General features: G+C 69.5%; 20 protein-coding genes. 18 read left to right on the forward strand and 2 right to left on the reverse strand.

The features are described from left to right. The first annotated feature begins 26 nt into the window (after positions 1-26). The gene (gene rnr, locus DFQ15_RS10965) at positions 27-2,300 is read left to right on the forward strand and encodes a ribonuclease R (RefSeq protein WP_110466012.1); all 2,274 of its coding nucleotides are present in this window, start codon (positions 27-29) and stop codon (positions 2,298-2,300) included. Positions 2,301-2,482: 182 nt separating this feature from the next. Beyond that, a complete protein-coding gene (locus DFQ15_RS10970) occupies positions 2,483-3,253 on the forward strand; it encodes an SDR family oxidoreductase (protein WP_110466013.1) in 771 nt (256 codons plus the stop codon). Here DFQ15_RS10970 and DFQ15_RS10975 read toward each other — a convergent pair. Next, positions 3,250-4,833: an NAD(P)H-hydrate dehydratase gene (locus DFQ15_RS10975; protein ID WP_110466014.1), complete on the reverse strand. Its 1,584-nt coding sequence runs from the start codon at positions 4,831-4,833 to the stop codon at positions 3,250-3,252. The two genes, DFQ15_RS10970 and DFQ15_RS10975, sit on opposite strands and share 4 nt — an antisense overlap. Before the next feature lie 23 nt (positions 4,834-4,856). Next, on the reverse strand, positions 4,857-6,068 hold the full coding sequence (locus DFQ15_RS10980; protein WP_110466015.1) for an FAD-dependent oxidoreductase: 1,212 nt from the start codon (positions 6,066-6,068) through the stop codon (positions 4,857-4,859). A gap of 265 nt (positions 6,069-6,333) precedes the next feature. Between DFQ15_RS10980 and rpsB the strand changes: the two genes are divergently transcribed. The 16 genes from rpsB to DFQ15_RS11060 all read left to right on the forward strand — a co-directional run bounded on the left by rpsB (position 6,334) and on the right by DFQ15_RS11060 (position 21,866). After that, positions 6,334-7,098: a 30S ribosomal protein S2 gene (gene rpsB / locus DFQ15_RS10985; protein ID WP_110466016.1), complete on the forward strand. Its 765-nt coding sequence runs from the start codon at positions 6,334-6,336 to the stop codon at positions 7,096-7,098. A 102-nt stretch (positions 7,099-7,200) separates the two neighbouring features. After that, positions 7,201-8,130, forward strand: coding sequence for a translation elongation factor Ts (tsf, locus tag DFQ15_RS10990; protein ID WP_110466017.1), 930 nt, complete (start codon positions 7,201-7,203; stop codon positions 8,128-8,130). Positions 8,131-8,224: 94 nt separating this feature from the next. After that, entirely contained in the window at positions 8,225-8,947 is a 723-nt protein-coding gene (gene pyrH / locus DFQ15_RS10995; protein WP_055842849.1) for a UMP kinase, read from the forward strand. A 45-nt stretch (positions 8,948-8,992) separates the two neighbouring features. Continuing rightward, a complete protein-coding gene (frr, locus tag DFQ15_RS11000; protein WP_110466018.1) occupies positions 8,993-9,553 on the forward strand; it encodes a ribosome recycling factor in 561 nt (186 codons plus the stop codon). A gap of 82 nt (positions 9,554-9,635) precedes the next feature. Beyond that, positions 9,636-10,406, forward strand: a complete 771-nt coding sequence (gene uppS / locus DFQ15_RS11005) for a polyprenyl diphosphate synthase (RefSeq protein WP_259292651.1) — start codon at positions 9,636-9,638, stop codon at positions 10,404-10,406. Positions 10,407-10,446: 40 nt separating this feature from the next. After that, positions 10,447-11,301 carry a phosphatidate cytidylyltransferase gene (locus DFQ15_RS11010; protein ID WP_110466019.1) on the forward strand — a complete coding sequence of 285 codons (855 nt, stop codon included), beginning with the start codon at positions 10,447-10,449 and terminating at the stop codon, positions 11,299-11,301. 8 nt (positions 11,302-11,309) lie between these two features. Beyond that, positions 11,310-12,485, forward strand: coding sequence for a 1-deoxy-D-xylulose-5-phosphate reductoisomerase (gene ispC / locus DFQ15_RS11015; protein WP_110466020.1), 1,176 nt, complete (start codon positions 11,310-11,312; stop codon positions 12,483-12,485). Positions 12,486-12,504: 19 nt separating this feature from the next. Further along, the gene (gene rseP / locus DFQ15_RS11020) at positions 12,505-13,872 is read left to right on the forward strand and encodes an RIP metalloprotease RseP (protein ID WP_110466021.1); all 1,368 of its coding nucleotides are present in this window, start codon (positions 12,505-12,507) and stop codon (positions 13,870-13,872) included. A 68-nt stretch (positions 13,873-13,940) separates the two neighbouring features. Then, positions 13,941-16,238, forward strand: a complete 2,298-nt coding sequence (gene bamA / locus DFQ15_RS11025) for an outer membrane protein assembly factor BamA (protein WP_110466022.1) — start codon at positions 13,941-13,943, stop codon at positions 16,236-16,238. Further along, positions 16,238-16,756, forward strand: coding sequence for an OmpH family outer membrane protein (locus DFQ15_RS11030; protein ID WP_110466023.1), 519 nt, complete (start codon positions 16,238-16,240; stop codon positions 16,754-16,756). The genes bamA and DFQ15_RS11030 overlap by 1 nt, the downstream gene beginning before the upstream one ends. A gap of 22 nt (positions 16,757-16,778) precedes the next feature. Beyond that, entirely contained in the window at positions 16,779-17,762 is a 984-nt protein-coding gene (gene lpxD / locus DFQ15_RS11035; protein WP_110466024.1) for a UDP-3-O-(3-hydroxymyristoyl)glucosamine N-acyltransferase, read from the forward strand. A gap of 68 nt (positions 17,763-17,830) precedes the next feature. After that, positions 17,831-18,271: a 3-hydroxyacyl-ACP dehydratase FabZ gene (gene fabZ, locus DFQ15_RS11040; protein WP_110466025.1), complete on the forward strand. Its 441-nt coding sequence runs from the start codon at positions 17,831-17,833 to the stop codon at positions 18,269-18,271. Beyond that, positions 18,268-19,062, forward strand: coding sequence for an acyl-ACP--UDP-N-acetylglucosamine O-acyltransferase (gene lpxA / locus DFQ15_RS11045; RefSeq protein ID WP_374941025.1), 795 nt, complete (start codon positions 18,268-18,270; stop codon positions 19,060-19,062). Before fabZ ends, lpxA begins: the two co-directional genes overlap by 4 nt. Before the next feature lie 107 nt (positions 19,063-19,169). Next, the gene (lpxB, locus tag DFQ15_RS11050; protein ID WP_199399861.1) at positions 19,170-20,303 is read left to right on the forward strand and encodes a lipid-A-disaccharide synthase; all 1,134 of its coding nucleotides are present in this window, start codon (positions 19,170-19,172) and stop codon (positions 20,301-20,303) included. Beyond that, positions 20,275-21,090: a ribonuclease HII gene (rnhB, locus tag DFQ15_RS11055; protein ID WP_110466027.1), complete on the forward strand. Its 816-nt coding sequence runs from the start codon at positions 20,275-20,277 to the stop codon at positions 21,088-21,090. Before lpxB ends, rnhB begins: the two co-directional genes overlap by 29 nt. Next, on the forward strand, positions 21,087-21,866 hold the full coding sequence (locus DFQ15_RS11060) for a TrmH family RNA methyltransferase (RefSeq protein ID WP_110466028.1): 780 nt from the start codon (positions 21,087-21,089) through the stop codon (positions 21,864-21,866). The genes rnhB and DFQ15_RS11060 overlap by 4 nt, the downstream gene beginning before the upstream one ends. Positions 21,867-22,041 lie beyond the last annotated feature (175 nt).

The following is a 22,041-nucleotide window of genomic DNA, read 5'->3' on the forward strand; positions in this document are numbered from 1 at the left end:
GAAAAACACGATTATAGACAGAAAAAATGAGCGAACAAAAAAACTTGTTGGAAGAATTCATCGCGACCGTCCAGGGACACCGTGACGGCCACGGTTTCTTGCTGCGGGACGACGGCCAGTCGGACGTGTTCCTGCCTTCGAACGAGATGCGCGCGGTGCTGCACAAGGACCGGGTCAAGGCCCGCATCGTGCGGCACGACCGCAAGGGCCGGCCCGAGGGCCGGGTGCTGGAGATCGTCGAGCGTCCGCCGCAGCCGCTGATCGGCCGCTTGCTGCAGGAGAGCGGCGTCTGGCTGGTGGCGCCCGAGGACAAGCGCTACGGCCAGGACATCCTGATCCCCAAGGGCGCGACCGGCGTCGCCAAGCCGGGCCAGGTGGTGGTGGTCGAGCTGACCGAGCTGCCGGCGCTGTACGGCCAGCCCGTCGGCCGCGTGGTCGAGGTGCTGGGCGAGGTGGACGATCCGGGCATGGAGATCGAGATCGCGGTGCGCAAGTACGGCGTGCCGCACGCGTTCTCGGACGAATGCCTGGCGGCGGCCAAGGCCCTGCCCGACAAGGTGCGTCCCCAGGACCACCGCCACCGGGTCGACCTGCGCGACGTGCCGCTGGTCACCATCGACGGCGAGGACGCGCGCGACTTCGACGACGCGGTGTACTGCGAGCCGGCCAAGATCGGCCGTGCCAACGGCTGGCGCCTGCTGGTCGCGATCGCCGACGTGAGCCACTACGTGCACACCGGCAACGCGATCGACATCGACGCCTACGACCGCGCCACCAGCGTCTACTTCCCTCGCCGGGTGATCCCGATGCTGCCGGAGAAGCTGTCGAACGGCCTGTGTTCGCTCAACCCCGAGGTCGAGCGGCTCTGCATGGTCTGCGACATGCTGGTGACCGCCAAGGGCGAAGTGCACGCCTACCAGTTCTATCCGGCTGTGATGTTCAGCCACGCGCGCTTCACCTATACCGAGGTGGCGGCGATCCTGTCGAACACCCGCGGCCCCGAGGCGGCCAAGCGCAAGGACCGGGTGACCGACCTGCTCAACCTGTCGGACGTCTACCGGGCCTTGCTGGGCGCCCGCGGCGTGCGCGGCGCGGTCGATTTCGAGACCACCGAGACGCAGATCGTCTGCGACGAGAACGGCCGCATCGAGAAGATCGTGCCGCGCACCCGCAACGAGGCCCACCGCCTGATCGAGGAGGCGATGCTCGCCGCCAACGTCTGCAGCGCCGATTTCATCCTGCAGGGCAACCAGCCCGGCCTCTACCGGGTGCACGAAGGCCCGACGCCCGAGAAGAAGGAGATCCTGCGCAACTACCTGAAGGCGATGGGTGTCGGCATCACCATCGGCGACGATCCGGTGCCGGGCGAGTTCCAGGCCGTGGCCCAGGCCACGAAGGACCGGCCCGACGCGCAGCAGATCCACACGATGCTGCTGCGCTCGATGCAGCAGGCGATCTACACCCCGTTCAACAGCGGCCACTTCGGCCTGGCCTACGAGGCCTACACCCACTTCACCAGCCCGATCCGCCGCTACCCCGATCTGCTGGTGCACCGGGTGATCAAGGCGATTCTCGGCAAGACCACCTACCAGCTGCCCGGCCTGCCGACGCCCGGCGAGGCGCATGCCAAGCTGGCCAAGCGCCTGGCGCAGCGGGTGAAGGCGCCCGAGCAGAAGCCGATGAAGGTTGTCGCCAGCCCCGAGGCGATGCAGGCCTGGCAGGCCGCCGGCCTGCACTGCAGCGCCAACGAGCGCCGCGCCGACGAGGCCAGCCGCGACGTCGAAGCCTGGCTCAAGTGCAAGTACATGCGCGAGCACCTCGGCGAGGAATACGGCGGCGTCGTCACCGCCTGCACCAGCTTCGGCATCTTCGTCACGCTCGATGCGATGTACGTCGAGGGCCTGGTCCACATCACCGAGCTGGGCGGCGAATACTTCCGCTTCGACGAGGCGCGCCAGGAACTGCGCGGCGAACGCACCGGCATCCGCTACGCCGTCGGCTCCCGCCTGCGGGTGCAGGTGAGCCGGGTCGACCTCGACGGCCGCAAGATCGATTTCCGCCTGGTGCGCGAAGGCGAAGACCTGGTGTCCCGCGCGATGCGCGACAAGAGCGGTCGCGACACGGATGCCGCCGCCGGCGGCGCATCCGACAGCGGCTCTTTCCGTTCGCGCAAGAACCGTGGCGCCCGCGCCGAGGAGCCGACGCCGTCGCCGCAGGCCGCACGCTCGCCGATCCAGGCGCTCAAGGCGTCGGTCAAGGGCGCGCTGGGCAAGAACAAGGCGCGCAAGCCGCGCCGTTGAGCGGGTCGCGGCAGGGCGCAGGCGGGCCGGTCCAGGCCCCGCCCCATCCTCGCCGCGCCGCTGCGGGTTCCGCCCGTCCGGCCGCGTGCGACCGGCCGCCTCCAGGTCGAGAAATATGGCGCCGCACGCGGGGCGTGGTGCAGGGCCTGCCATTCGATTTCCAAAACCCATCAGGAGACACCATGACGGCTTGCCCCACCCACCGCACCGAACGCGGCGTCGCCATCGTCACCGGCGCGGGCACCGGCATCGGCCGGGCCGCGGCGCTCGCCCTGCTGGACGACGGCTGGCGCGTCGTGCTGGCCGGCCGGCGGCCCGCGCCGCTGGCCGAGGTGGCGGCGCTGGCGCCCGACGCCGCCCGGGTGCTGGCGGTGCCGACCGACGTGGGCGACGAGGCGGCCGTCGCCGCGTTGTTCCGGGCGGCGGTGCAGCGCTTCGGCCGGGTCGATCTGCTGTTCAACAACGCCGGCATCGGCGCGACCAGCCCGATCGAGGACCTGAGCCTGGCGCGCTGGCGGGACGTGGTCGACGTCAACCTGACCGGCATGTTCCTGTGCCTGCGCGAAGCCTTCCGCACGATGAAGGACCAGAGCCCGCGCGGCGGCCGCATCATCAACAACGGATCGATCTCGGCCACCACGCCGCGGCCGCATTCCATCGCCTACACGGCGACCAAGCACGGCGTGTCGGGCCTGACCAAGACGGCCGCGCTCGACGGCCGGATGCACGACATCGCGGTGGGCCAGATCGACGTCGGCAACGCGCTCACCGGCCTGGCCGAGCGCATGGCCCGTGGCGTGCTGCAGGCCAACGGCACCACGGCCGCCGAGCCGCTGATCGACGTGGCCATCGTCGGCGAATCGGTGCGCTACATGGCCAATCTGCCGCTGGAGGCGAACGTGATGTTCCACACGGTGATGGCGACCAAGATGCCGTTCGCAGGGCGCGGCTAGTCTTTCCAGGCGTGCCGCCGTGCCAGCGCCCCGGCCGTCAGCGGCAGGTGCGCCGGCCAGCCGTCGGCCAGCGCGCCGTGGGTATAGACGGCGTCGGCCGCCGCGTCGAACGCCTCCAGCCCGGCGGCCAGCTTGGCGCCGACCATGCCGGCCAGCACATCGCCGGTGCCGGCGGTGGCCAGGCGGCCGTTGCCGGTCGGGTTGATCTGCGCAAGCCGGCCCGGCTCCGCGACGATGCTGCCCGAGCCCTTGAGCACCACCGCGCATCCGAAGCGCTCCGCCAGCCGGTGCGCTGCCGTCAGCCGGTCGGCCTGCACGGCCCGGGTGTCGGTGCCCAGCAGGCGCGCGGCCTCCAGCGGATGCGGCGTCAGCACCGTCGCACGGCCGACCGCCGCGCGCCGTGCCAGGCGCTGCTGCAGGCCGGCGTCGGCGGCGATCAGGTTCAGGGCGTCGGCATCCAGCAAGAGCCGGGCGGCCCCGTCCAGCATCCGGGGCAGGTGGCCGCGCAGGGCCTCGCCTCCGCCGCAGCCGCAGACGAGGGCGCCGTCGCCCAGGTCCAGCGCCTCGGGCGTGCGCAGCATCAGCTCGGGCTGCGACACGTCGAGGCCGAAGCCCGGGTTGCCGTCGAGCAGCGCCAGCAGCACCCGGCCCGCGCCGGCATGCAGCGCGGCGGTGGCGGCCAGCACCGCCGCGCCCGCCATGCCCCGGCCGCGGTGGCCGATGCCTTCTCCGCCCAGCACCGCGACGTCGCCGAAGCTGCCCTTGTGCGACGCGTGGCTGCGGCGCGGCGCGGCGGCCGGGCCGGAGAGCCGGGCGGTCGCCGAACCGGCCGAGGCGCCCGCATCGTCGGTCACGCCCAGCGTGTCGAGCCACACGCTGCCGGCCCGGTCGCGCCCCTCGGCGGTGAAGAGGCCGGGCTTGAGGGTCAGCAGGCTCAGGGTGAAATCTGCATGAAAAGAGGCTGTAGCCAGGGTAACGCCACGACCAGGCGCTACAGTTTTTATAGCATGGACGCCGGTATCGGCCTGCAGGCCCGAGGGCAGGTCGATGGCCAGCACCGGCGCGCCGGCCTGGACCTGCGCGTCCAGCGCCACGTCGAGCCAGTCGGGGGGCAGGGCGCCGCAGCGGGCCGTCGTGCCGACTGCTTCTTGCGTGGCCGGCCGCGGCGCGCCGCCGATGCCCAGCAGCGCATCGATGCAGAGGTCCTGCGGCGACAGCGCGCCGGGCGCGGGAGGCGCAACGAAGTCGACACCTGCCGCCCGGGCACGCTCCAGCGCCGCACGGGCATCGGCCGGCAGCCGTGCCGGATCGGCCCAGTGCGTCGCGCACACCGGCCGCCCGGCGCGGCGCAGCTGCACCGCCGCCTCCAGCCCGTCGCCGCCGTTGTTGCCCGGACCGCAGGCGATCCAGATGCAGCGCGCGTGCGGCGCCAGCGCCTGGGCCAGCCGCGCCACCGCGGCACCGGCGCGCTGCATCAGCACGTTCGGCGGCGCATCGGCCAGCGCCGCCGCCTCGATGCGCCGCGTGGCCGCGGTGTCGTGGAGCGGATGGGCCCGGTCGGGGTGGATGCGCTGGACCATGGTCGTCCCCGGCCCGGTCGAACTCAATCGAACCGGGCGACGGAGTAGGGCGCCAGCGGCAGGGCGGTGGGCTGCCCGCCGATCGCGTCGGCCAGCAGTCGGGCCGATCCGCCGGCGAAGGTCCAGCCGTGGCCGCCGCTGGCCAGGTGCAGCCAGACGCCGGGCGAGCCCGAGGGGCCGAGCAGCGGTCGCTCGTCCGGCAGCACCAGCCGCTCGCCGTGCCACTCCTGCACGCCGGTCGAGAGCTGTGCCGCGCCCGGGAACCAGCGGTGCAGCGCTTGGTAGAGCGACTGAATCGCGGTCTGGCGGCGGGATTCGTTCATCGTGCCGATGTGGGTCGCGCCGGCCACCCGGAGCCGGTCGCCCAGGCGGACGATGGTGGCCCCGGTGGCGGCATCGACCACCGCGCTGTAGGGCGCGTGCAACGGCTCGCGGATCGCGGCGCCGAGCGAATAGCCGTGCAGCGTGTCGAACGGCAGCCGGCGCGGGCCCAGGCCCAGGCCCTGCAGCAGCGCCGGGGCCCCCATGCCGGCGCAGAGCACGACGGCGTCGAAGGCGCGAGGCCGGGCCTGGCCCTCCAGCACCAGCGTGGGCGGCATGCCGCCGGCCACCCGGGCCACCGGTGTGTTGAAGGCGAAGACGACGCCGTGGCGCTCGGCCTCGGCCCGCAGCCGCAACGCGAATTGGCGGCAGTTGCCCACTTCGTCGCCGGGCAGGTGGACCGCGGCGCGGAGCGCGGTGTCGGCGTTCAGGCCGGGCTCCAGGGTGCGGATGGCCTCGGGTGGCGCCTCGTTGGCGGCACGGCCGGTTTCGCGCAGGCGCTCCCACAGCGGTGCGAGGCGGCGGCGGTCCTTCTCGCTGCGCAACAGCACCAGCACGCCGTCGGCCTTCTGGTAATGCAATTCCAGTGCGGCCGCCACGATGCGCAGCCGCTCCTGGCTGAAGGCGGCCAGCGCCAGGCGCTCGGCATCGCCCTCGCTGTCTGCGCGGGCGGCGCGCTGCTGCCGGTGCCAGGCCCAGCCGGAGGGGACCAGACCGCTCTCACGCAGGGGAATCGCCTCGCTGCCCAGGCGGGCCCAGGCGCAGCCCGGCGCCACCATGCCGGCATGGCCGAAACTCGCTTCCTCGGCGGCGGCGGCGCGGCGCTCGAAGACGGTCACCGCATGGCCGTCGGAGGCCAGTTCGCAGGCGGTGGCGATGCCGGAAAACCCGGCGCCGACGATCGCGATGTTCATGGCGTCAGGCCCGGTCCGGTGGACGGGGAGGGCTTGCGGTGTCTCGGCATCGTGCTATGAAATTCGGAGTGGTCCGGGCAGTCGGGCGCGCGGGCGTTATGGCGATCGGGGATCACCCGGCATGCTATACTCTTTGGGTTTCGCCGGACGGGCCCGCAGGGCTTTTTCTGGCGAGGCAAATCGCAAACCAGTCCACCTCGAGGTGTCGCGGCGCTCCGCCGCGAATGAGGACTGGATTTCAGACCCAACCTTCGGAGTTATCACTATGTCCGCAACCATGCGCGAAATGCTGGAAGCCGGTGTCCATTTCGGCCACCAGACCCGCTTCTGGAACCCCAAGATGGCACCGTACATCTTCGGCCATCGCAACAAGATCCACATCATCAACCTGGAGAAGTCGCTCCCGCTTTTCCAGGACGCCGCCAAGTTCGCCAAGCAGCTGGCCGCCAACCGCGGCACCATCCTGTTCGTCGGCACCAAGCGCCAGGCCCGTGAAATCGTCTCGTCCGAAGCCCAGCGCGCCGGCGTGCCTTTCGTCGACCAGCGCTGGCTCGGCGGCATGCTGACCAACTTCAAGACGGTCAAGACCTCGATCAAGCGTCTGAAGGACCTGAAGGCCCAGCAGGAAACCGGCCTGGAAGGCCTGTCCAAGAAAGAGCAGCTGACGTTCTCCCGCGAGATCGCCAAGCTCGAGAAGGACATCGGCGGCATCCAGGACATGGCGGCCCTGCCGGACGCGATTTTCGTGATCGACGTCGGCTACCACAAGATCGCGATCGCGGAAGCCAAGAAGCTGGGCATTCCGCTGATCGGCGTGGTCGATACCAACCACTCGCCCGAAGGCATCGACTACGTCATTCCCGGCAACGACGACTCGGCCAAGGCCGTCGAGCTGTACGCCCGCGGCATGGCCGACGCCATCCTCGAAGGCCGTGCCAGCGCCGGTAACGAAGTCGTCAAGGCTGCCGCCGGCGAAACCGCCAGCGGCGACGAATTCGTCGAAGTGCAGGAAGCGGGCGCCGCTGCCTGAGGCGGCCCTTCCGCGCTGCCGGGCAAGGGGCTGCGAAGCCCCTTTTTTGCAGCCGGCTTTCCTGAGATGAACTGAACGAACCGACCGATACGGAGAAAAGAGATGGCTGCTATCACTGCAAGCATGGTGGGCGAACTGCGCGCCAAGACCGACGCCCCGATGATGGAGTGCAAGAAGGCCCTGACCGAGGCCGACGGCAACATGGACAAGGCCGAAGAGCTGCTGCGCATCAAGCTCGGCAACAAGGCCGGCAAGGCGTCGGGCCGCATCACCGCCGAAGGCGTGGTCACCGCGTACGTCGACGGCGCCCGGGGCGGCATGATCGAGATCAACTGCGAAACCGACTTCGTCACCAAGAACGACAGCTTCCTGGCACTCGCCAACGCGGCCGCGATGCTGGTCGCCAAGCACAACCCCGCCGACATCGCCGCCCTGGGCGCGCTGCCGTACGAGCAGGACGGTTTCGGCCCGACGCTCGAAGACGTGCGCAAGGGCCTGATCGGCAAGATCGGCGAGAACATGAGCTTCCGCCGCTTCAAGCACTTCACCGGCAACGGCCGGATCGCCTCCTACCTGCACGGCACCCGCATCGGCGTGATCGTCGAGTTCGAAGGCGACGACGCCGCCGCCAAGGACGTGGCGATGCACATCGCCGCGATGAAGCCCGTCTCGATCTCCTCGGCCGACGTGCCTGCGGACCTGATCGAGAAAGAGCGCGCGGTCGCCGCCGGCAAGGCCGACGAAGACCGCAAGACCGCCGAAGCCGAAGGCAAGAAGCCGCAGCCGGCCGACATCGTCGCCAAGCGCATCGAAGGCGGCGTGCAGAAGTACCTGAAGGAAGTGTCGCTGCACAACCAGGTCTTCGTGAAGGCGTCCGACGGCAAGCAGACCGTCGAGCAGATGCTCAAGGCCTCCAACACCGGCATCAAGGGCTTCACCCTGTACGTGGTCGGCGAAGGCATCGAGAAGAAGGTCGACGACTTCGCAGCCGAAGTGGCGGCCCAGGTCGCGGCCGCCAAGAGCGCCGCCTGATCCCGCGAAGGGCCGGTGCCCGCCACCGGCCCACGCGCGCCGGGACGCTCCGTTCCACAACGACACCGCAGCCCATCATCCCAAGGAGTTCCCCATGTCCAACCCCCAGCCAGCCCACAAGCGCATCCTGCTGAAGCTGTCCGGTGAGGCGCTGATGGGGGACGACGCCTTCGGCATCAACCGGGCCACCATCGTCCGCATGGTCGGCGAGATCGCCGAGGTCACCCGCCTCGGGGTGCAGGTGGCGGTGGTGATCGGCGGCGGCAACATTTTCCGCGGCGTCGCGGGCGGCTCGGTCGGCATGGACCGCGCCACCGCCGACTACATGGGCATGCTGGCGACGGTGATGAACGCCCTGGCCCTGGCCGACGCGATGGACAAGCAGGGTCTGGTGGCCCGGGTGATGTCGGCCATCGCCATCGAGCAGGTGGTCGAGCCCTACGTGCGGCCCAAGGCGTTGCAGTATCTCGAAGAAGGCAAGGTGGTGGTCTTCGCGGCCGGCACCGGCAACCCCTTCTTCACCACCGACACCGCCGCTGCGCTGCGCGGCGCCGAGATCGGGGCCGAACTGGTCCTCAAGGCCACCAAGGTCGACGGCGTCTACAGCGCCGACCCGAAGAAGGACCCGACGGCCACCCGCTACGCCCGCATCAGTTTCGACGATGCGATGGCGCAGAACCTGGGCATCATGGACGCCACCGCCTTCGCTCTGTGCCGCGACCAGAAGCTGCCGCTGAAGGTCTTCTCCATCTTCAAGCACGGCGCCTTGAAGCGCGTGGTGATGGGCGAGGACGAAGGCACGCTGGTGCATGTCTGAGCGCGCGCCGCGCCCATCCCGACCGAGCATCCCTGGAGAATCGACATGAGCATCGCCGACATCAAGACGAACACCGACGCCAAGATGGACCAGTCCATCGGCGCGTTCAAGAACAACCTCGCCAAAATCCGCACCGGCCGCGCCAACCCGGCCATCCTCGATTCGGTGCAGGTCGACTACTACGGCTCGCCGGTGCCGATCAGCCAGGTGGCCAACGTGTCCCTGATCGATGCGCGGACCATCAGCGTCCAGCCCTGGGAAAAGGGTATGGGCGCCAAGATCGAGAAGGCCATCCGCGAAAGCGACCTGGGCCTGAACCCCGCTTCGATGGGCGACCTGATCCGGGTCCCGATGCCGCCGATGAGCGAAGAACGCCGCAAGGAGATGACCAAGCTGGTCCGCAACGAAGGCGAGAGCGCGAAGATCGCCGTGCGCAACCTGCGTCGCGATGCGAACGAAGCCGTCAAGAAGCTGGTCAAGGACAAGCTGGCCTCCGAGGACGATCAGAAGCGTGCCGAAGCCGACGTGCAGAAGGTCACCGACCGCCACATCGTCGAGATCGACAAGCTGGTGGCGGCCAAGGAACAGGAAATCATGGCCGTCTGACGGCCCCACCCGTGCGCCCGTTTCCCGTGGCTATCTTTTCGGCAAGCTCTTCGTCGGGCGCGGTGTGGCGGTAAAGCCCGCCCTGCCCGTGGTGCCGCACCACATCGCCATCGTGATGGACGGCAACGGCCGCTGGGCATCGCGCCGCTTCCTGCCCCGCATCGCGGGCCACCGCCAGGGCGTCGAGTCGCTGCGGCGCTGCGTGCGGCTGTGTGCCGAACGCGGTGTCGGCGTGCTGACCGTCTTCGCCTTCTCGTCCGAGAACTGGAACCGGCCGGCCGAGGAGGTCTCGGGCCTGATGGAGCTGCTTGCCAAGGCGTTGGGCCGCGAGGTGCCGCAACTGCATGCCGACGGCGTGCGCCTCTATTTCGTCGGCGAGCGCGCCGGCCTCTCGGACAAGGTGCGCGACGGCCTGGAGGCGGCCGAGCGGGCCACCGCCGGCAACCAGCGGCTGGTGCTCAACGTGTGCTTCAACTACGGCGGACGCTGGGATATCGCCCAGGCCGCGCAGGCGCTCGCGGCCCGCGGCGAGCCCGCCACCGAGTTCAATTTGCACCGCGCGATGGCGCTGTCGCACGTCCCCGATCCCGACCTGGTGATCCGTACCGGCGGCGAGCAGCGGATCAGCAATTTCCTGCTCTGGCAGGCCGCATACTCGGAACTGTATTTCAGCGACCACCTGTGGCCCGATTTCGACGCGGGTGCGCTCGACGCGGCGATCGAGGCCTTCGCCTGCCGCGAGCGCCGCTTCGGGCAGACCTCGGCCCAGGTCGCCGCGCAATCCTCGTCCGCCGCTGCCCAGCAGGAGGCGGCCGTGTCCGCTTCGCCATCCGGCAACGCCAACGCCGCCTAGCGCTTCGATCGGCGTTCCGCAGGCTCTCAGGGGACTTTCCATGCTGAAGCAACGCATCATCACCGCGGTCGTCCTGCTGGCCATTTTGCTGCCCGCGCTGTTCTATCCGTCGCCCCTGCCGTTCTGCGCCGTCGCTCTGGTCGCGATGACCGCGGCCGCCTGGGAATGGGGCCGGCTCAATGGTTATTCGAGCAAGGGCGCGCTGTTCATCGCTTTCGACTGCCTGGCGCTGTGCCTGCTGAGTTGGCGCCTGGGCTGGCTCGAGCGGCCGATGCCGCTCGCCTGGCTGGCCGCCGGCGCGTTCTGGGTGCTGGCCGGTGCCGCCCTGCTGCGCAGCGGCGTGGCCGGCTGGCCGCGGGTGCCGCGCACGGTGCGTGTGGTCGGCGGCGTGCTGGCGCTGTGGCTCGCATGGCTGGCGGTGGGGCAGGCGCGGGTGATCGGCATCAACTTCCTGCTGTCGATCCTGGTGCTGGTGTGGGTGGCCGACATCGGCGCCTACTTCGCCGGCCGTGCGTTCGGCCTGCGCTTCACCCGCTCCAGGCTGGCCCCGTCGATCAGTCCTGGCAAGAGCTGGGAAGGCGTCTGGGGCGGGATGCTGGGCGTGGTGGTGCTGGCGGTGGTCTGGGTGGCGGCCGACAGGGCCTGGCAGCCGCAGGTGTCGAGTTTCTACAGCCGGCTGGCGATGCAGGGCTGGTTGCTGCTGGTGGTGGGCGCGGTGTTCATGGCCACGATGAGCGTGGTGGGCGACCTGGTCGAATCGCTGGTCAAGCGCAGCGCCGGCGCCAAGGACAGCAGCCACCTGCTGCCCGGCCACGGCGGCGTGCTCGACCGGGTCGATGCGCTGCTGCCGACGCTGCCGCTGGCGATGATGCTCTCTACCGTGGGCGCAATGTGAGCGGCCGGATGCAGACGATCACCGTCCTGGGCTCGACCGGCTCCATCGGACTCAGCACCCTGGACGTGCTGGCCCGGCATCCCGATCGTTTCGAGGTCTTCGCGCTCGCCGCGGCGACGCAGGTCGATGCGATGCTGCAGCAATGCCGGCGGCTGCGGCCGCGCTACGCCGTCATGGCCCAGACCGAGGCGGCCACCCGCCTGCGGCAGGAATGCAACGCGAACGGGCTCGCAGTCGAAGTCCTGCAAGGGCACAATGCTATGGAAATGATAGCGGCGCATCCGGACGTGGACATGGTCATGGCCGCCATCGTCGGCGCCGCCGGCCTGGCGCCCTGCCTGGCGGCGGCGCGTGCCGGCAAGCGGCTGCTGCTGGCCAACAAGGAAGCGCTGGTCGTCGGTGGCGAATGGTTCATGGACGCGGTGCGAGACGGCGGCGCTCAGCTGCTGCCGATCGACAGCGAGCATTCGGCCATCTTCCAGTCCTTGCCCGACGATCCGACCACCTGGGAACGCCGGGTCGACCGGCTGGTCCTGACCGCCTCGGGCGGGCCGTTCCGCACCCGCGATCCGTCCACGCTCTCGGCGGTCACGCCGGACGAGGCCTGCGCCCATCCCAACTGGTCGATGGGCCGCAAGATCTCGGTCGATTCGGCCACGATGATGAACAAGGGTCTGGAGGTGATCGAGGCTTGCTATCTCTTCGGCCTGCCGCCCGGGCGGATCGAGGTGGTTATCCATCCGCAGAGCACGGTGCATTCGCTGGTGCAGTACCACGACGGCTCGCTGGTGGCGCAGCTGGGCGTGCCCGACATGCGTGTGCCGATCGCCTACGGCCTCTCCTGGCCCGAGCGGATGGAGAGCGGGGCGCCCCGGCTCGACTTCTCGTCGCTGGCGGCCATGACCTTCGAGCGGCCCGATCCCCAGCGCTTTCCCGGCCTGCAGCTCGCCTGGGACGCACTGCGCGCACCGCCGGGCACCACTGCGGTGCTGAACGCGGCCAACGAAGTAGCGGTGCAGGCCTTTCTGGACGGCCGCATCCGCTTCGACCAGATCCACGCGGTCAACCTCGCGACGCTGGAGCGCTGCGTGCCGCGGGTGCCCACCTGCCTCGGCGACCTGATGGCGATCGACGCGCAGGCGCGCTCCAACGCATCGGCCGCGGTCGTCGGGCGGATGCACTGATTTTTTCGGAGATTCGGACATGCTGACCGTCGTCGCTTTCATCGTGGCCCTGGCGCTGCTCATCGCCGTGCACGAGTACGGCCATTACCGGGTGGCGGTGGCCTGCGGGGTGAAGGTGTTGCGCTTCTCGGTCGGCTTCGGAAAGCCGATCCTGCGCTGGCAACGGCCGGGCTCGCCCACCGAGTTCGTCGTCGGCATGCTGCCGTTGGGCGGCTACGTGAAAATGCTCGACGAGCGCGAGGCGCCGGTCGCGCCCGAGGAGCGCCACCTGGCCTTCAACAACCGTCCGCTGGCCCAGCGCGCCGCGGTGGTGGCGGCCGGCCCCGCGGCCAACCTGGTGCTGGCGATCGTGCTGTACGCGGGCGTGAACTGGATGGGCGTGCAGGAGCCGCAGCCGGTGCTGGCCGCGCCGGTGGCCGGATCGATCGCCCAGGCCGCCGGCCTGCAGGGCGGCGAGCGGGTGACCGAAGCGGCTTTCGAAGGCGAAGCGCTGCAACCCGTCCAGTCGTTCGAAGACCTGCGCTGGCTGCTGACCCGCGGCGCGCTCGACGGCCAGAACGTGCGCATCGCCTACCGCGCCGCCGGTGCCGATGCCGGCCCGACGCGCCAGGCCACGCTGCAGCTTGAGCGCATCGGCGCGCGCGAGGCCGACCTGCAGCTGTTCCGCAAGATCGGTATCGTCGGCCCCTGGACGCCGCCGGTGCTGGGCGAGGTGCAGGCCGACGGCGCGGCGGCCAGGGCCGGCCTGCGGGAGGGCGACACGGTGCTGCGTATCGGCGATACCGCGATCGGCGACGGCCCGCAGCTGCGCGAGGCGATCCGCGCTTCGGTGCAGGGCCGCGAGGCGCGTACCCAGGTCTGGCAGGTCGCGCGCGGCAACGCGCAGCTGGCGCTGCCGGTCACGCCGGTGGTGGTGACCGAGCAGGACACGAGCTTCGGCCGCGTGAACGCCTTCGTCGGCGGTCCGCCGGACATGACGAGGGTGCGCTACGGCCCGATCGAAGGCCTGCGCAACGGCGCGGTCAGGACCTGGGAAGTCTCGGTGCTGACCCTGCGCATGATGGGCCGCATGCTGATCGGCCAGGCGTCGATCAAGAATCTGAGCGGCCCGCTGACCATCGCCGACTACGCCGGCAAGTCGGCGAGCCTGGGCCTCACCCCGTACCTGACCTTCCTGGCGCTGATCAGCGTCAGCCTGGGCATCCTCAACCTGCTGCCGCTGCCGGTGCTCGACGGCGGCCACCTGCTGTACTTCCTGTGGGAAGCCGTCACCGGCCGCACCGTGCCCGAGGTGTGGCAGGGCCGCCTGCAGCGGGGCGGCGTCGCCGCGCTCCTTCTCATGACGTCGATCGCCCTGTTCAACGACGTCTCCCGTATTTTCGGCTGACGCCGTCCGTCATAATGCGGCGGTCCCCGGGCCTGGCGCCGGGCCGGTGTTCGCCAGAGACCTGATACATGAAGCAATCTTTCACCCGTTTTCGCATGCGCTCCGTCTCGGCGGTCGCGGCCATGCTTTTCGCTGCCAACGCGGCCTGGGCGGTCGAACCGTTCACCCTGCGCGACATCCGAGTCGAGGGCCTGCAGCGCGTGGAGCCGGGCACCGTGTTCGCATCGCTGCCGTTCCGCGTGGGCGACGGCTACAACGACGACAAGGGCGCCGGCGCGATCCGCCAGCTTTTCGGCCTGGGCCTGTTCAAGGACGTGCGCCTCGAGGTCAACGGCGACGTGCTGACGGTGGTGGTCGAGGAGCGGCCCACGGTCGCCGAAGTCGATTTCGCCGGCACCAAGGAATTCGACAAGGAAACGCTCAAGAAGGCGATGCGCGACGTGGGCCTGACCGAAGGCCGCCCGTTCGACAAGGCCCTGGCAGACCGCGCCGAGCAGGAGTTGAAGCGCCAGTACATCAATCGCAGCCTCTACGGCGCCGAGGTGGTGACCACGGTGACGCCGATCGAGCGCAACCGGGTCAACCTGACCTTCACCGTCTCCGAAGGCGAGCCGGCCAAGATCAAGAACATCCGCATCGTCGGCAACCAGGCCTTCAGCGAGTCCACCCTCGAGGACCTGTTCGACCTCGACACCGGCGGCTGGCTGAGCTGGTACACCAAGTCCGACCGCTATGCCCGGGCCAAGCTCAACGCCGACCTGGAGACGCTGCGCTCCTACTACCTGTCGCGCGGTTATCTCGAGTTCCGGGTCGATTCGACCCAGGTCGCGATCTCGCCCAACAAGCAAGACATCAGCATCACCGTCAACGTGACCGAGGGCGAGCGCTACGTCGTCTCGGGCGTGAAGATCGAAGGCAACTACCTCGGCCGCGACGACGAGTTCAAGTCGCTGATCAAGATCAAGCCGGGCGAGGCCTACAACGCCGACGAAGTGGCGCAGACCACCAAGGCGTTCACCGACTATTTCAGCAATTTCGGCTTCGCCTTCGCCCGCGTCGAGGCGGTGCCCGAAGTCGACCGTGCCAACAACCGCGTGGCCCTGGTGCTGCAGGCCGAGCCGTCGCGCCGTGCCTACGTGCGCCGCATCGCGCTCAGCGGCAACAACCGCACCCGCGACGAAGTCATCCGCCGCGAGTTCCGCCAGTTCGAATCGTCCTGGTACGACGGCGACCGGATCAAGCTCTCGCGTGACCGGGTCGACCGCCTGGGCTACTTCAGCCAGGTCGATGTCGAGACGCAGGACGTGCCCGGCTCGCCCGATCAGGTCGACCTGGTGGTCAACGTGACCGAGAAGCCCACCGGCAGCCTGCAGGTCGGTGCCGGCTTCTCCAGCGCGGAAAAGGTGGCTCTGTCGTTCGGCATCAAGCAGGAGAACGTCTTCGGCTCGGGCAACTACCTGGGCGTGGACGTCAACACAAGCAAGTACAACCGCGCGATCGTGCTCAGTACGACCAACCCGTACTTCACCGCCGACGGCATCTCGCGCACCATCGACGTCTACCACCGGTCGTCGCGTCCCTACCAGGATCAGGGCGGTAACTACCGCCTGCTGACCTCGGGTGCGAGCATCCGATTCGGCGTGCCGTTCAGCGAAACCGACACCGTGTTCTTCGGTGCCGGCGCGGAGCGGACCGAGATCAAGCCCGGCACCAACATTCCGGCCGCCTATCTGAAGTACGCCGAGGAAGTGGGCTACACCAGCTACTCGCTGCCGCTTACCATCGGCTGGTCGCGCGACAGCCGGGACAGCGCCCTGGTGCCCAACGCCGGCCGCTACCAGCGCTTCAACTCCGAGATCGGCGTTGCGGGCGATGCACGCTATGTCCGCGGCAACTACCAGTTCCAGCAGTACATCCCGCTGAACAAGAAGTTCACCCTGGCCTTCAACTCGGAGCTGGGCGCCGGCAAAGGCCTCAACGGCCGTCCTTTCCCGATCTTCAAGAACTTCTATTCGGGCGGCCTGGGCTCGGTGCGCGGTTTCGACCAGGGCACCCTGGGCCCGCGCGACGTGACCGGCTCGTCCATCGGCGGCGCAAAGAAGGCCACCTTCAACCTGGAGGCGGTGGCGCCGTTCCCCGGCGCCGGTAACGACCGCACGCTGCGGGTCTTCGGTTTCGTCGACGTCGGCAACGTGTTCGGCGAGGACGACCCGATCCGCTTCAGCGAGATGCGGGCGTCGGTCGGCGTGGGCCTGAGCTGGATATCCCCTGTCGGCCCTCTGCGGCTTGCATTTGCAAACCCTGTCCGCAAGCGCCCCGGCGATAGAATCCAGAAATTGCAATTCCAGATCGGAACGTCCTTTTGATGAACACTTTTTTTCGCCATTGCTCCGTCGGCATCTTGCTGGGCACGCTGGCTTTTTCGGCGTCTGCCCAGACCGAGCAGTTTCGCGCCGGCTTCGTGAACACCGACCGGATTTTCCGGGAGGCCAACACGGCCAAGGCAGCCCAGGTGAAGCTCGAGCAGGAATTCGCAAAGCGCGAGAAGGAGCTGCTCGACCAGGGCAACGCACTCAAATCCGCCTCCGACAAGTTCGAGCGCGAAGCGCCGACGCTGGCCGAAAGCCAGCGCACGACGCGCCAGCGCCAGCTGGTCGAGCAGGACCGCGATTTCCAGCGCAAGCGCCGCGAGTTCCAGGAAGACCTGAACTCACGCAAGAACGAAGAGCTGCAGCAGGTGCTGGAGCGTGCCAACCGCGTGGTCAAGGCGGTTGCCGAGCAGGAGAAGTACGACGTCATCCTTCAGGAAGCCGTCTACATCAACCCGGCCTACGACATCACGGACAAGGTGATCAAGGCGCTCAACGCGCCCGGTGCCAAGTAAGCGGCAACGCACCGGTCCGTCCGTGGCGCTGTCCCTGCATGCGATCGTCTCCGCGCTCGGCGGCGACCTGCACGGGAACGGCGACCGGTCGATAGAAGGCCTGGCCCCTCTCGAGGGCGCCGGGCCTTCGCATTTGGCCTTCCTGAGCCATCCGCGCTACGTGCAGCAGCTGGCATCGTGCCGTGCCGGCTGCGTGATCGTCGCGCCGGCGATGCAGGCCGCGGCCGAGCAGCGCGGCGACTGCATCGTCGCCGATTCGCCCTACCACTACTTCGCCCGTGTCACCCAGCTCTGGAAGCGCCACCTGGGGCGAGGTGCGTTGCCCGGGATCCATCCGTCCGCAGTGGTCGATCCCGGGGCGGTCGTCGATCCTTCCGCCACCGTCGGGCCGCTGTGCGTGGTGGAGCGGGGCGCCCGCATCGGCGCGGACACGGTTCTGCGCTCGCGCATCACGGTCGGCGAGGACTGCCGGATCGGCGCGCGCTGCCTCCTGCACCCGGGCGTGGTGATCGGCGCCGACGGCTTCGGCTTCGCGCCGCACCAGGGCGCCTGGGAAAAGATCGAGCAGCTCGGCGCGGTGCGCATCGGCGACGACGTGGAGCTTGGCGCCAACACCTGCATCGACCGTGGCGCATTGGGGGACACGGTGATCGAGGACGGGGTCAAGCTCGACAACCTGGTCCAGATCGGTCACAACGTGCGGGTCGGCCGCCACACGGCGATGGCCGGCTGCGCCGGCGTGGCGGGCAGCGCCAACATCGGCGCGCACTGCACCGTAGGCGGCGGCGCGATCGTGCTGGGCCACCTGACGCTGGCCGACGGCGTCAACGTGTCGGCCGCGTCGGTCGTCACCCGCTCGATCCACCGGCCGGGCCACTACACCGGCATGTTTCCCATCGACGACAATGCCAGGTGGGAAAAGAACGCCGCCACGCTGAAGCAACTGCACAGCCTGCGCGAGCGGATCAAGACACTCGAACACGACCTGGCCGCCCGCAGCCGCTGAGGCGGACAGCCCCGCAGGCGCGCACTGTGCGGCCGGCAGCGACCATCACAGACCTGACCCTACCGACCATGTTGGACATTCACGAGATTCTCAAGCAACTGCCGCACCGCTACCCCTTCCTCTTGGTCGACCGGGTGCTGGAAGTAGAGAAGGGCAAGCGGATCCGCGCGTTGAAGAACGTGACCATCAACGAGCCGTTCTTTGCCGGCCACTTTCCGCACCGCCCGGTGATGCCGGGCGTGCTGATCCTGGAGGCGATGGCCCAGGCCGCGGCGCTGCTGGTCTTCGACACGCTGGGCGTGACGCCCGACGACAAGACGGTCTACTACTTCGCCGGCATCGACGGCGCGCGCTTCAAGCGGCCGGTGGAGCCCGGCGACCAGCTGGTGATAGACGTGACGCTCGACCGCATGAAGTCGGGCATCTTCAAGTTCAAGGGCACCACCCGCGTGGGCGAGGACATCGCTTGCGAGGCCGAGCTGATGTGCACGATGCGCACCATCGCCTGATGCGCATCCACCCCACAGCAGTGGTGGCCGAGGGCGCGGCGATCGCCCCATCGGTCGAGGTCGGCCCCTACACCGTGATCGGCCCGCACGTGACGATAGGCGCGGGTACGACGGTGGGTGCGCACTGCGTGATCGAAGGCCATACTACGATCGGCCGCGACAACCGCATCTTCCAGTTCAACTCTCTCGGTGCGGTGCCACAGGACAAGAAATACGCGGGCGAGCCCTGCGAACTGGTGATCGGCGAGCGCAACACGGTGCGCGAGTTCTGCACTTTCAACATCGGCTCGCCAGGCGGCGGCGGCGTGACCCGGGTCGGCGACGACAACTGGATCATGGCCTACGTGCATCTGGCCCACGACGTGCGCGTCGGCAACCACACCATCTTCGCCAACAACTCGCAGCTGGCCGGCCATGTCGAGGTGGACGACTGGGTGATCCTGGGCGGCTTCACCGTGGTGCACCAGTTCGTGCGGATCGGCGCCCACGGCATGACCGCGATGTGCGCGCTGCTGTTCGCCGACCAGCCGCCGTTCGTGATGAGCCAGGGCCAGCCGGCGGCGGCCCGGGCGATGAACTTCGAGGGCCTGCGCCGGCGCGGCTTCTCGGCCGAGCGGATATCGGCGGTCAAGGCGATGCACAAGGCGCTCTACCGCGACGACCTGACGCTGGAGCAGTCGCGCGCCCGGATCGCCAATTTGAAGGAAAAGATGCCGGAATCGGCGCCGGACGTCGACATGATGCTCTCATTTTTAGAGCGAGTGTCGCCCCAGCGCGGCATCGTGCGGTAAGGCGGCGCATTCCGATGGCCCTGCCTTGCGCCTCGCCCGACCGCGTCGCGGCGGATGCCGCATTCCCGGCCGACGTGCCGCCGGTGGACGCTGTGCCCCGCGTCGCGATGGTGGCCGGCGAAGCCTCCGGCGACCTGCTGGCCGGCTTGCTGCTCGACGGCATGCGGGGCCGCTGGCCTGCGCTGCGAGGGCAGGGCATCGGCGGGCCGCAGATGCAGCGCCGCGGCTTCGAGGTCTGGTGGCCCAGCGAGAAGCTGGCGGTGCACGGCTACAGCATCGAGGTGCTGCGCCGCTACCGCGAGATCGTCGGCATCCGCCGCCGGCTGCGCGACCGGCTGCTGGCCGACAGGCCCGGCATCTTCATCGGCGTGGATGCACCCGATTTCAACCTCGATCTGGAGGCCGACCTGCGCGCCGCCGGCATCAGGACGGTGCACTTCGTCTGTCCCTCCATCTGGGCCTGGCGAGCCGAACGGGTCGAGAAGATCCGCCGCAGCGCCGACCATGTGCTCTGCATCTTCCCGTTCGAGCCGGCGCTGCTGGCGTCGCACGGCATCGACGCGACCTATGTCGGCCATCCGCTCGCCAGCCTCGTCCCGATGGAGCCCGACCGTGCCGCCGCCCGCCGTGCGCTGGGCGTGGGCGATGCCGACGACGTAGTGGCCTTGTTGCCGGGCAGCCGCCGCTCCGAGATCGAATACCTGGCCGCGACCTTCTTCGCCGCCGCCGCGCTGATGCTGCGCGTGCGGCCGCGCTTGCGCTTCGTCGTGCCGGCGATCCCGTCGCTGCGCCCGCGGATCGAGCAGTTGGCCGCGGCCAGCGGCATCGGGCCGCGCCTGCAGTTGCTGGCCGGCCAGTCGCATACCGCGCTGGCGGCCTGCGACGCCACGCTGATCGCCAGCGGTACCGCCACGCTGGAGGCCGCGCTCTTCAAGCGGCCGATGGTGATCGCCTACCGGATGCAGGCTATCTCCTGGCTGTTGATGCGCCGCAAGCGGCTGCAGCCATGGGTTGGCCTGCCCAACATCCTGTGCCGGGATTTCGTGGTGCCCGAGCTGCTGCAGGACGCCGCGACGCCCGCCGCGCTGGCCCGCGAGACGCTGCGCTGGATCGACGCCAAGCACGACGCGCCTGCGACAATCGCGGCCGTCCACACCCGTTTCTCAGCGTTGCACCAGAGCCTGCAGCGCGACACCTCCCGACTTGCTGCCGATGCCATCGAAAAAGTCGTTGCCCGTTGAAGCCACCGCGCCGGTGCGCGCCCGCGCCGAGCGCTCCGTACTGCTCCGCACGCCGGAACAGGTCCGCCTGGCCTGGGACATTCCCGGCCTGGTCGCCGGTGTCGACGAGGCGGGCCGCGGCCCGCTGGCCGGGCCGGTGGTCGCCGCGGCCGTCATCCTCGACGACCTGAACCCGATCGACGGCCTGGCCGATTCCAAGGTGCTGACCGCAGCGCGCCGCGAGAAGCTCTACGACGAGATCCGCGCCAAGGCGCTGTGCTGCTCGGTCGCGTCCGCCAGCGTCGAGGAGATCGACCAGCTCAACATCCTGCAGGCGACGATGCTGGCCATGCGCCGCGCGGTCGAGGGCCTGCGCTTGAAGCCGGTGAAGGTGCTGGTGGACGGCAACCGGCTCCCGCCGCTAGACGTGCTGGCCGAGGCGATCGTCAAGGGCGATGCGCTGGTCAAGGCCATCTCCGCCGCGTCGATCCTGGCCAAGGTGCACCGCGACCGGCTGTGCCACGGCCTGCACCGGGAGTACCCGCACTACGGCTTCGCCCAGCACAAGGGTTACGGCACCGCCGAACACCTGGCGGCGCTGCAGGCGCACGGTGCCTGCGCCCACCACCGCCGGTCCTTCGCGCCGGTGGCCCAGGCCTTCGCGATCCGGCCGATGGCCACCCCGATGGCGGCGCTCTCCGACCTGCCGCTGCGCGTGCCGGACGAGTTGGAACCGGTGCTGCAGGTCCAGGTGCTGCAGGTGCAGACGCCCGCGCGCCGGGTGCGCCGTCCGGCGGCCCGCGCGTGAGCGAGCAGGGCCCCCTCCACATCACCTCGCGCGACAACGCCTGGGTGAAGGACCTGCGCCGGCTGGCCCTGGACAACGGCGCCTACCGCAGGCAGGGCCGCGTCTGGCTGGAGGGCGACCACCTGTGCCGCGCCGCGCTCGACCGCGGCCTGCAGCCGGTCGCCGCCGTGTTTTCGGAGTCCTGTGAGCCTCTGGCCGGCGCCCGGTACCGGCTTGCTGCTACTAAAATCATAGTGATTGCCGACACGCTGATGGCGGAGATCAGCGGCCTGGAATCGCCGGCGCCGATGGGTTTCGTCATGGCGTTACCCCACGCGGCGGCGCCGCTGCCTGGCGCCGCCGCGGTGGTGCTCGACCGGGTGCAGGACGCCGGCAACGTCGGCTCCATCCTGCGCAGCGCCTCGGCCTTCGGCTTCTCGCAGGTGCTGGCGCTCAAGGGCACGGCGGCGCTGTGGGGCCCGAAGGTGCTGCGCGCCGGCATGGGCGCGCATTTCGGGCTGCGGCTGGTCGAGGGGTTGGCGCTGGAGGACCTGTCGGCGCTGGGCCTACCGCTGCTCGCCACCAGTTCGCACGGGGGCGACCTGCTGCACCGCGCCGCGTTGCCGTGGCCGTGCGCCTGGCTGATGGGGCACGAAGGGCAGGGCGTCTCGCCGGCCCTGGAGGCCCGGGCCACCCACCGCATCCGCATCGACCAGCCCGGCGGGGAGGAGTCGCTCAACGTGGGCGCTGCGGCCGCGATCTGCCTGCACGCCAGCGCGGCGGCGCGCGCCCAATAGGAGTCGACCCGGGCGACGAAGAAGGCCGAACCCGGGTGTTTCACCGCATGTACCGCAAAAGGGGCGTCTCCTCCACGCTACAATCGAGGGCTTTCCCGTAACAGCGTCGCCCGGCCGCGTCCCAAGCAACTCCTCCATCCAAGCAGCCTCCCGGCTTATGGCCGATGGGCTCCGG

The sequence above is a fragment of the Xylophilus ampelinus genome (genome assembly GCF_003217575.1).
Taxonomy (GTDB): domain Bacteria; phylum Pseudomonadota; class Gammaproteobacteria; order Burkholderiales; family Burkholderiaceae_C; genus Xylophilus; species Xylophilus ampelinus.

What these genes read in the sequence shown, in the direction of transcription:
- rnr (WP_110466012.1), top strand. Translation starts at nt 27, where the DNA reads ATGAGCGAACAAAAAAACTTGTTGGAAGAATTCATCGCGACCGTCCAG.
- DFQ15_RS10970 (WP_110466013.1), top strand. Translation starts at nt 2,483, where the DNA reads ATGACGGCTTGCCCCACCCACCGCACCGAACGCGGCGTCGCCATCGTC.
- DFQ15_RS10975 (WP_110466014.1), bottom strand. Translation starts at nt 4,833, where the DNA reads ATGGTCCAGCGCATCCACCCCGACCGGGCCCATCCGCTCCACGACACC.
- DFQ15_RS10980 (WP_110466015.1), bottom strand. Translation starts at nt 6,068, where the DNA reads ATGAACATCGCGATCGTCGGCGCCGGGTTTTCCGGCATCGCCACCGCC.
- rpsB (WP_110466016.1), top strand. Translation starts at nt 6,334, where the DNA reads ATGTCCGCAACCATGCGCGAAATGCTGGAAGCCGGTGTCCATTTCGGC.
- tsf (WP_110466017.1), top strand. Translation starts at nt 7,201, where the DNA reads ATGGCTGCTATCACTGCAAGCATGGTGGGCGAACTGCGCGCCAAGACC.
- pyrH (WP_055842849.1), top strand. Translation starts at nt 8,225, where the DNA reads ATGTCCAACCCCCAGCCAGCCCACAAGCGCATCCTGCTGAAGCTGTCC.
- frr (WP_110466018.1), top strand. Translation starts at nt 8,993, where the DNA reads ATGAGCATCGCCGACATCAAGACGAACACCGACGCCAAGATGGACCAG.
- DFQ15_RS11010 (WP_110466019.1), top strand. Translation starts at nt 10,447, where the DNA reads ATGCTGAAGCAACGCATCATCACCGCGGTCGTCCTGCTGGCCATTTTG.
- ispC (WP_110466020.1), top strand. Translation starts at nt 11,310, where the DNA reads ATGCAGACGATCACCGTCCTGGGCTCGACCGGCTCCATCGGACTCAGC.
- rseP (WP_110466021.1), top strand. Translation starts at nt 12,505, where the DNA reads ATGCTGACCGTCGTCGCTTTCATCGTGGCCCTGGCGCTGCTCATCGCC.
- bamA (WP_110466022.1), top strand. Translation starts at nt 13,941, where the DNA reads ATGAAGCAATCTTTCACCCGTTTTCGCATGCGCTCCGTCTCGGCGGTC.
- DFQ15_RS11030 (WP_110466023.1), top strand. Translation starts at nt 16,238, where the DNA reads ATGAACACTTTTTTTCGCCATTGCTCCGTCGGCATCTTGCTGGGCACG.
- fabZ (WP_110466025.1), top strand. Translation starts at nt 17,831, where the DNA reads ATGTTGGACATTCACGAGATTCTCAAGCAACTGCCGCACCGCTACCCC.
- lpxB (WP_199399861.1), top strand. Translation starts at nt 19,170, where the DNA reads ATGGTGGCCGGCGAAGCCTCCGGCGACCTGCTGGCCGGCTTGCTGCTC.
- rnhB (WP_110466027.1), top strand. Translation starts at nt 20,275, where the DNA reads ATGCCATCGAAAAAGTCGTTGCCCGTTGAAGCCACCGCGCCGGTGCGC.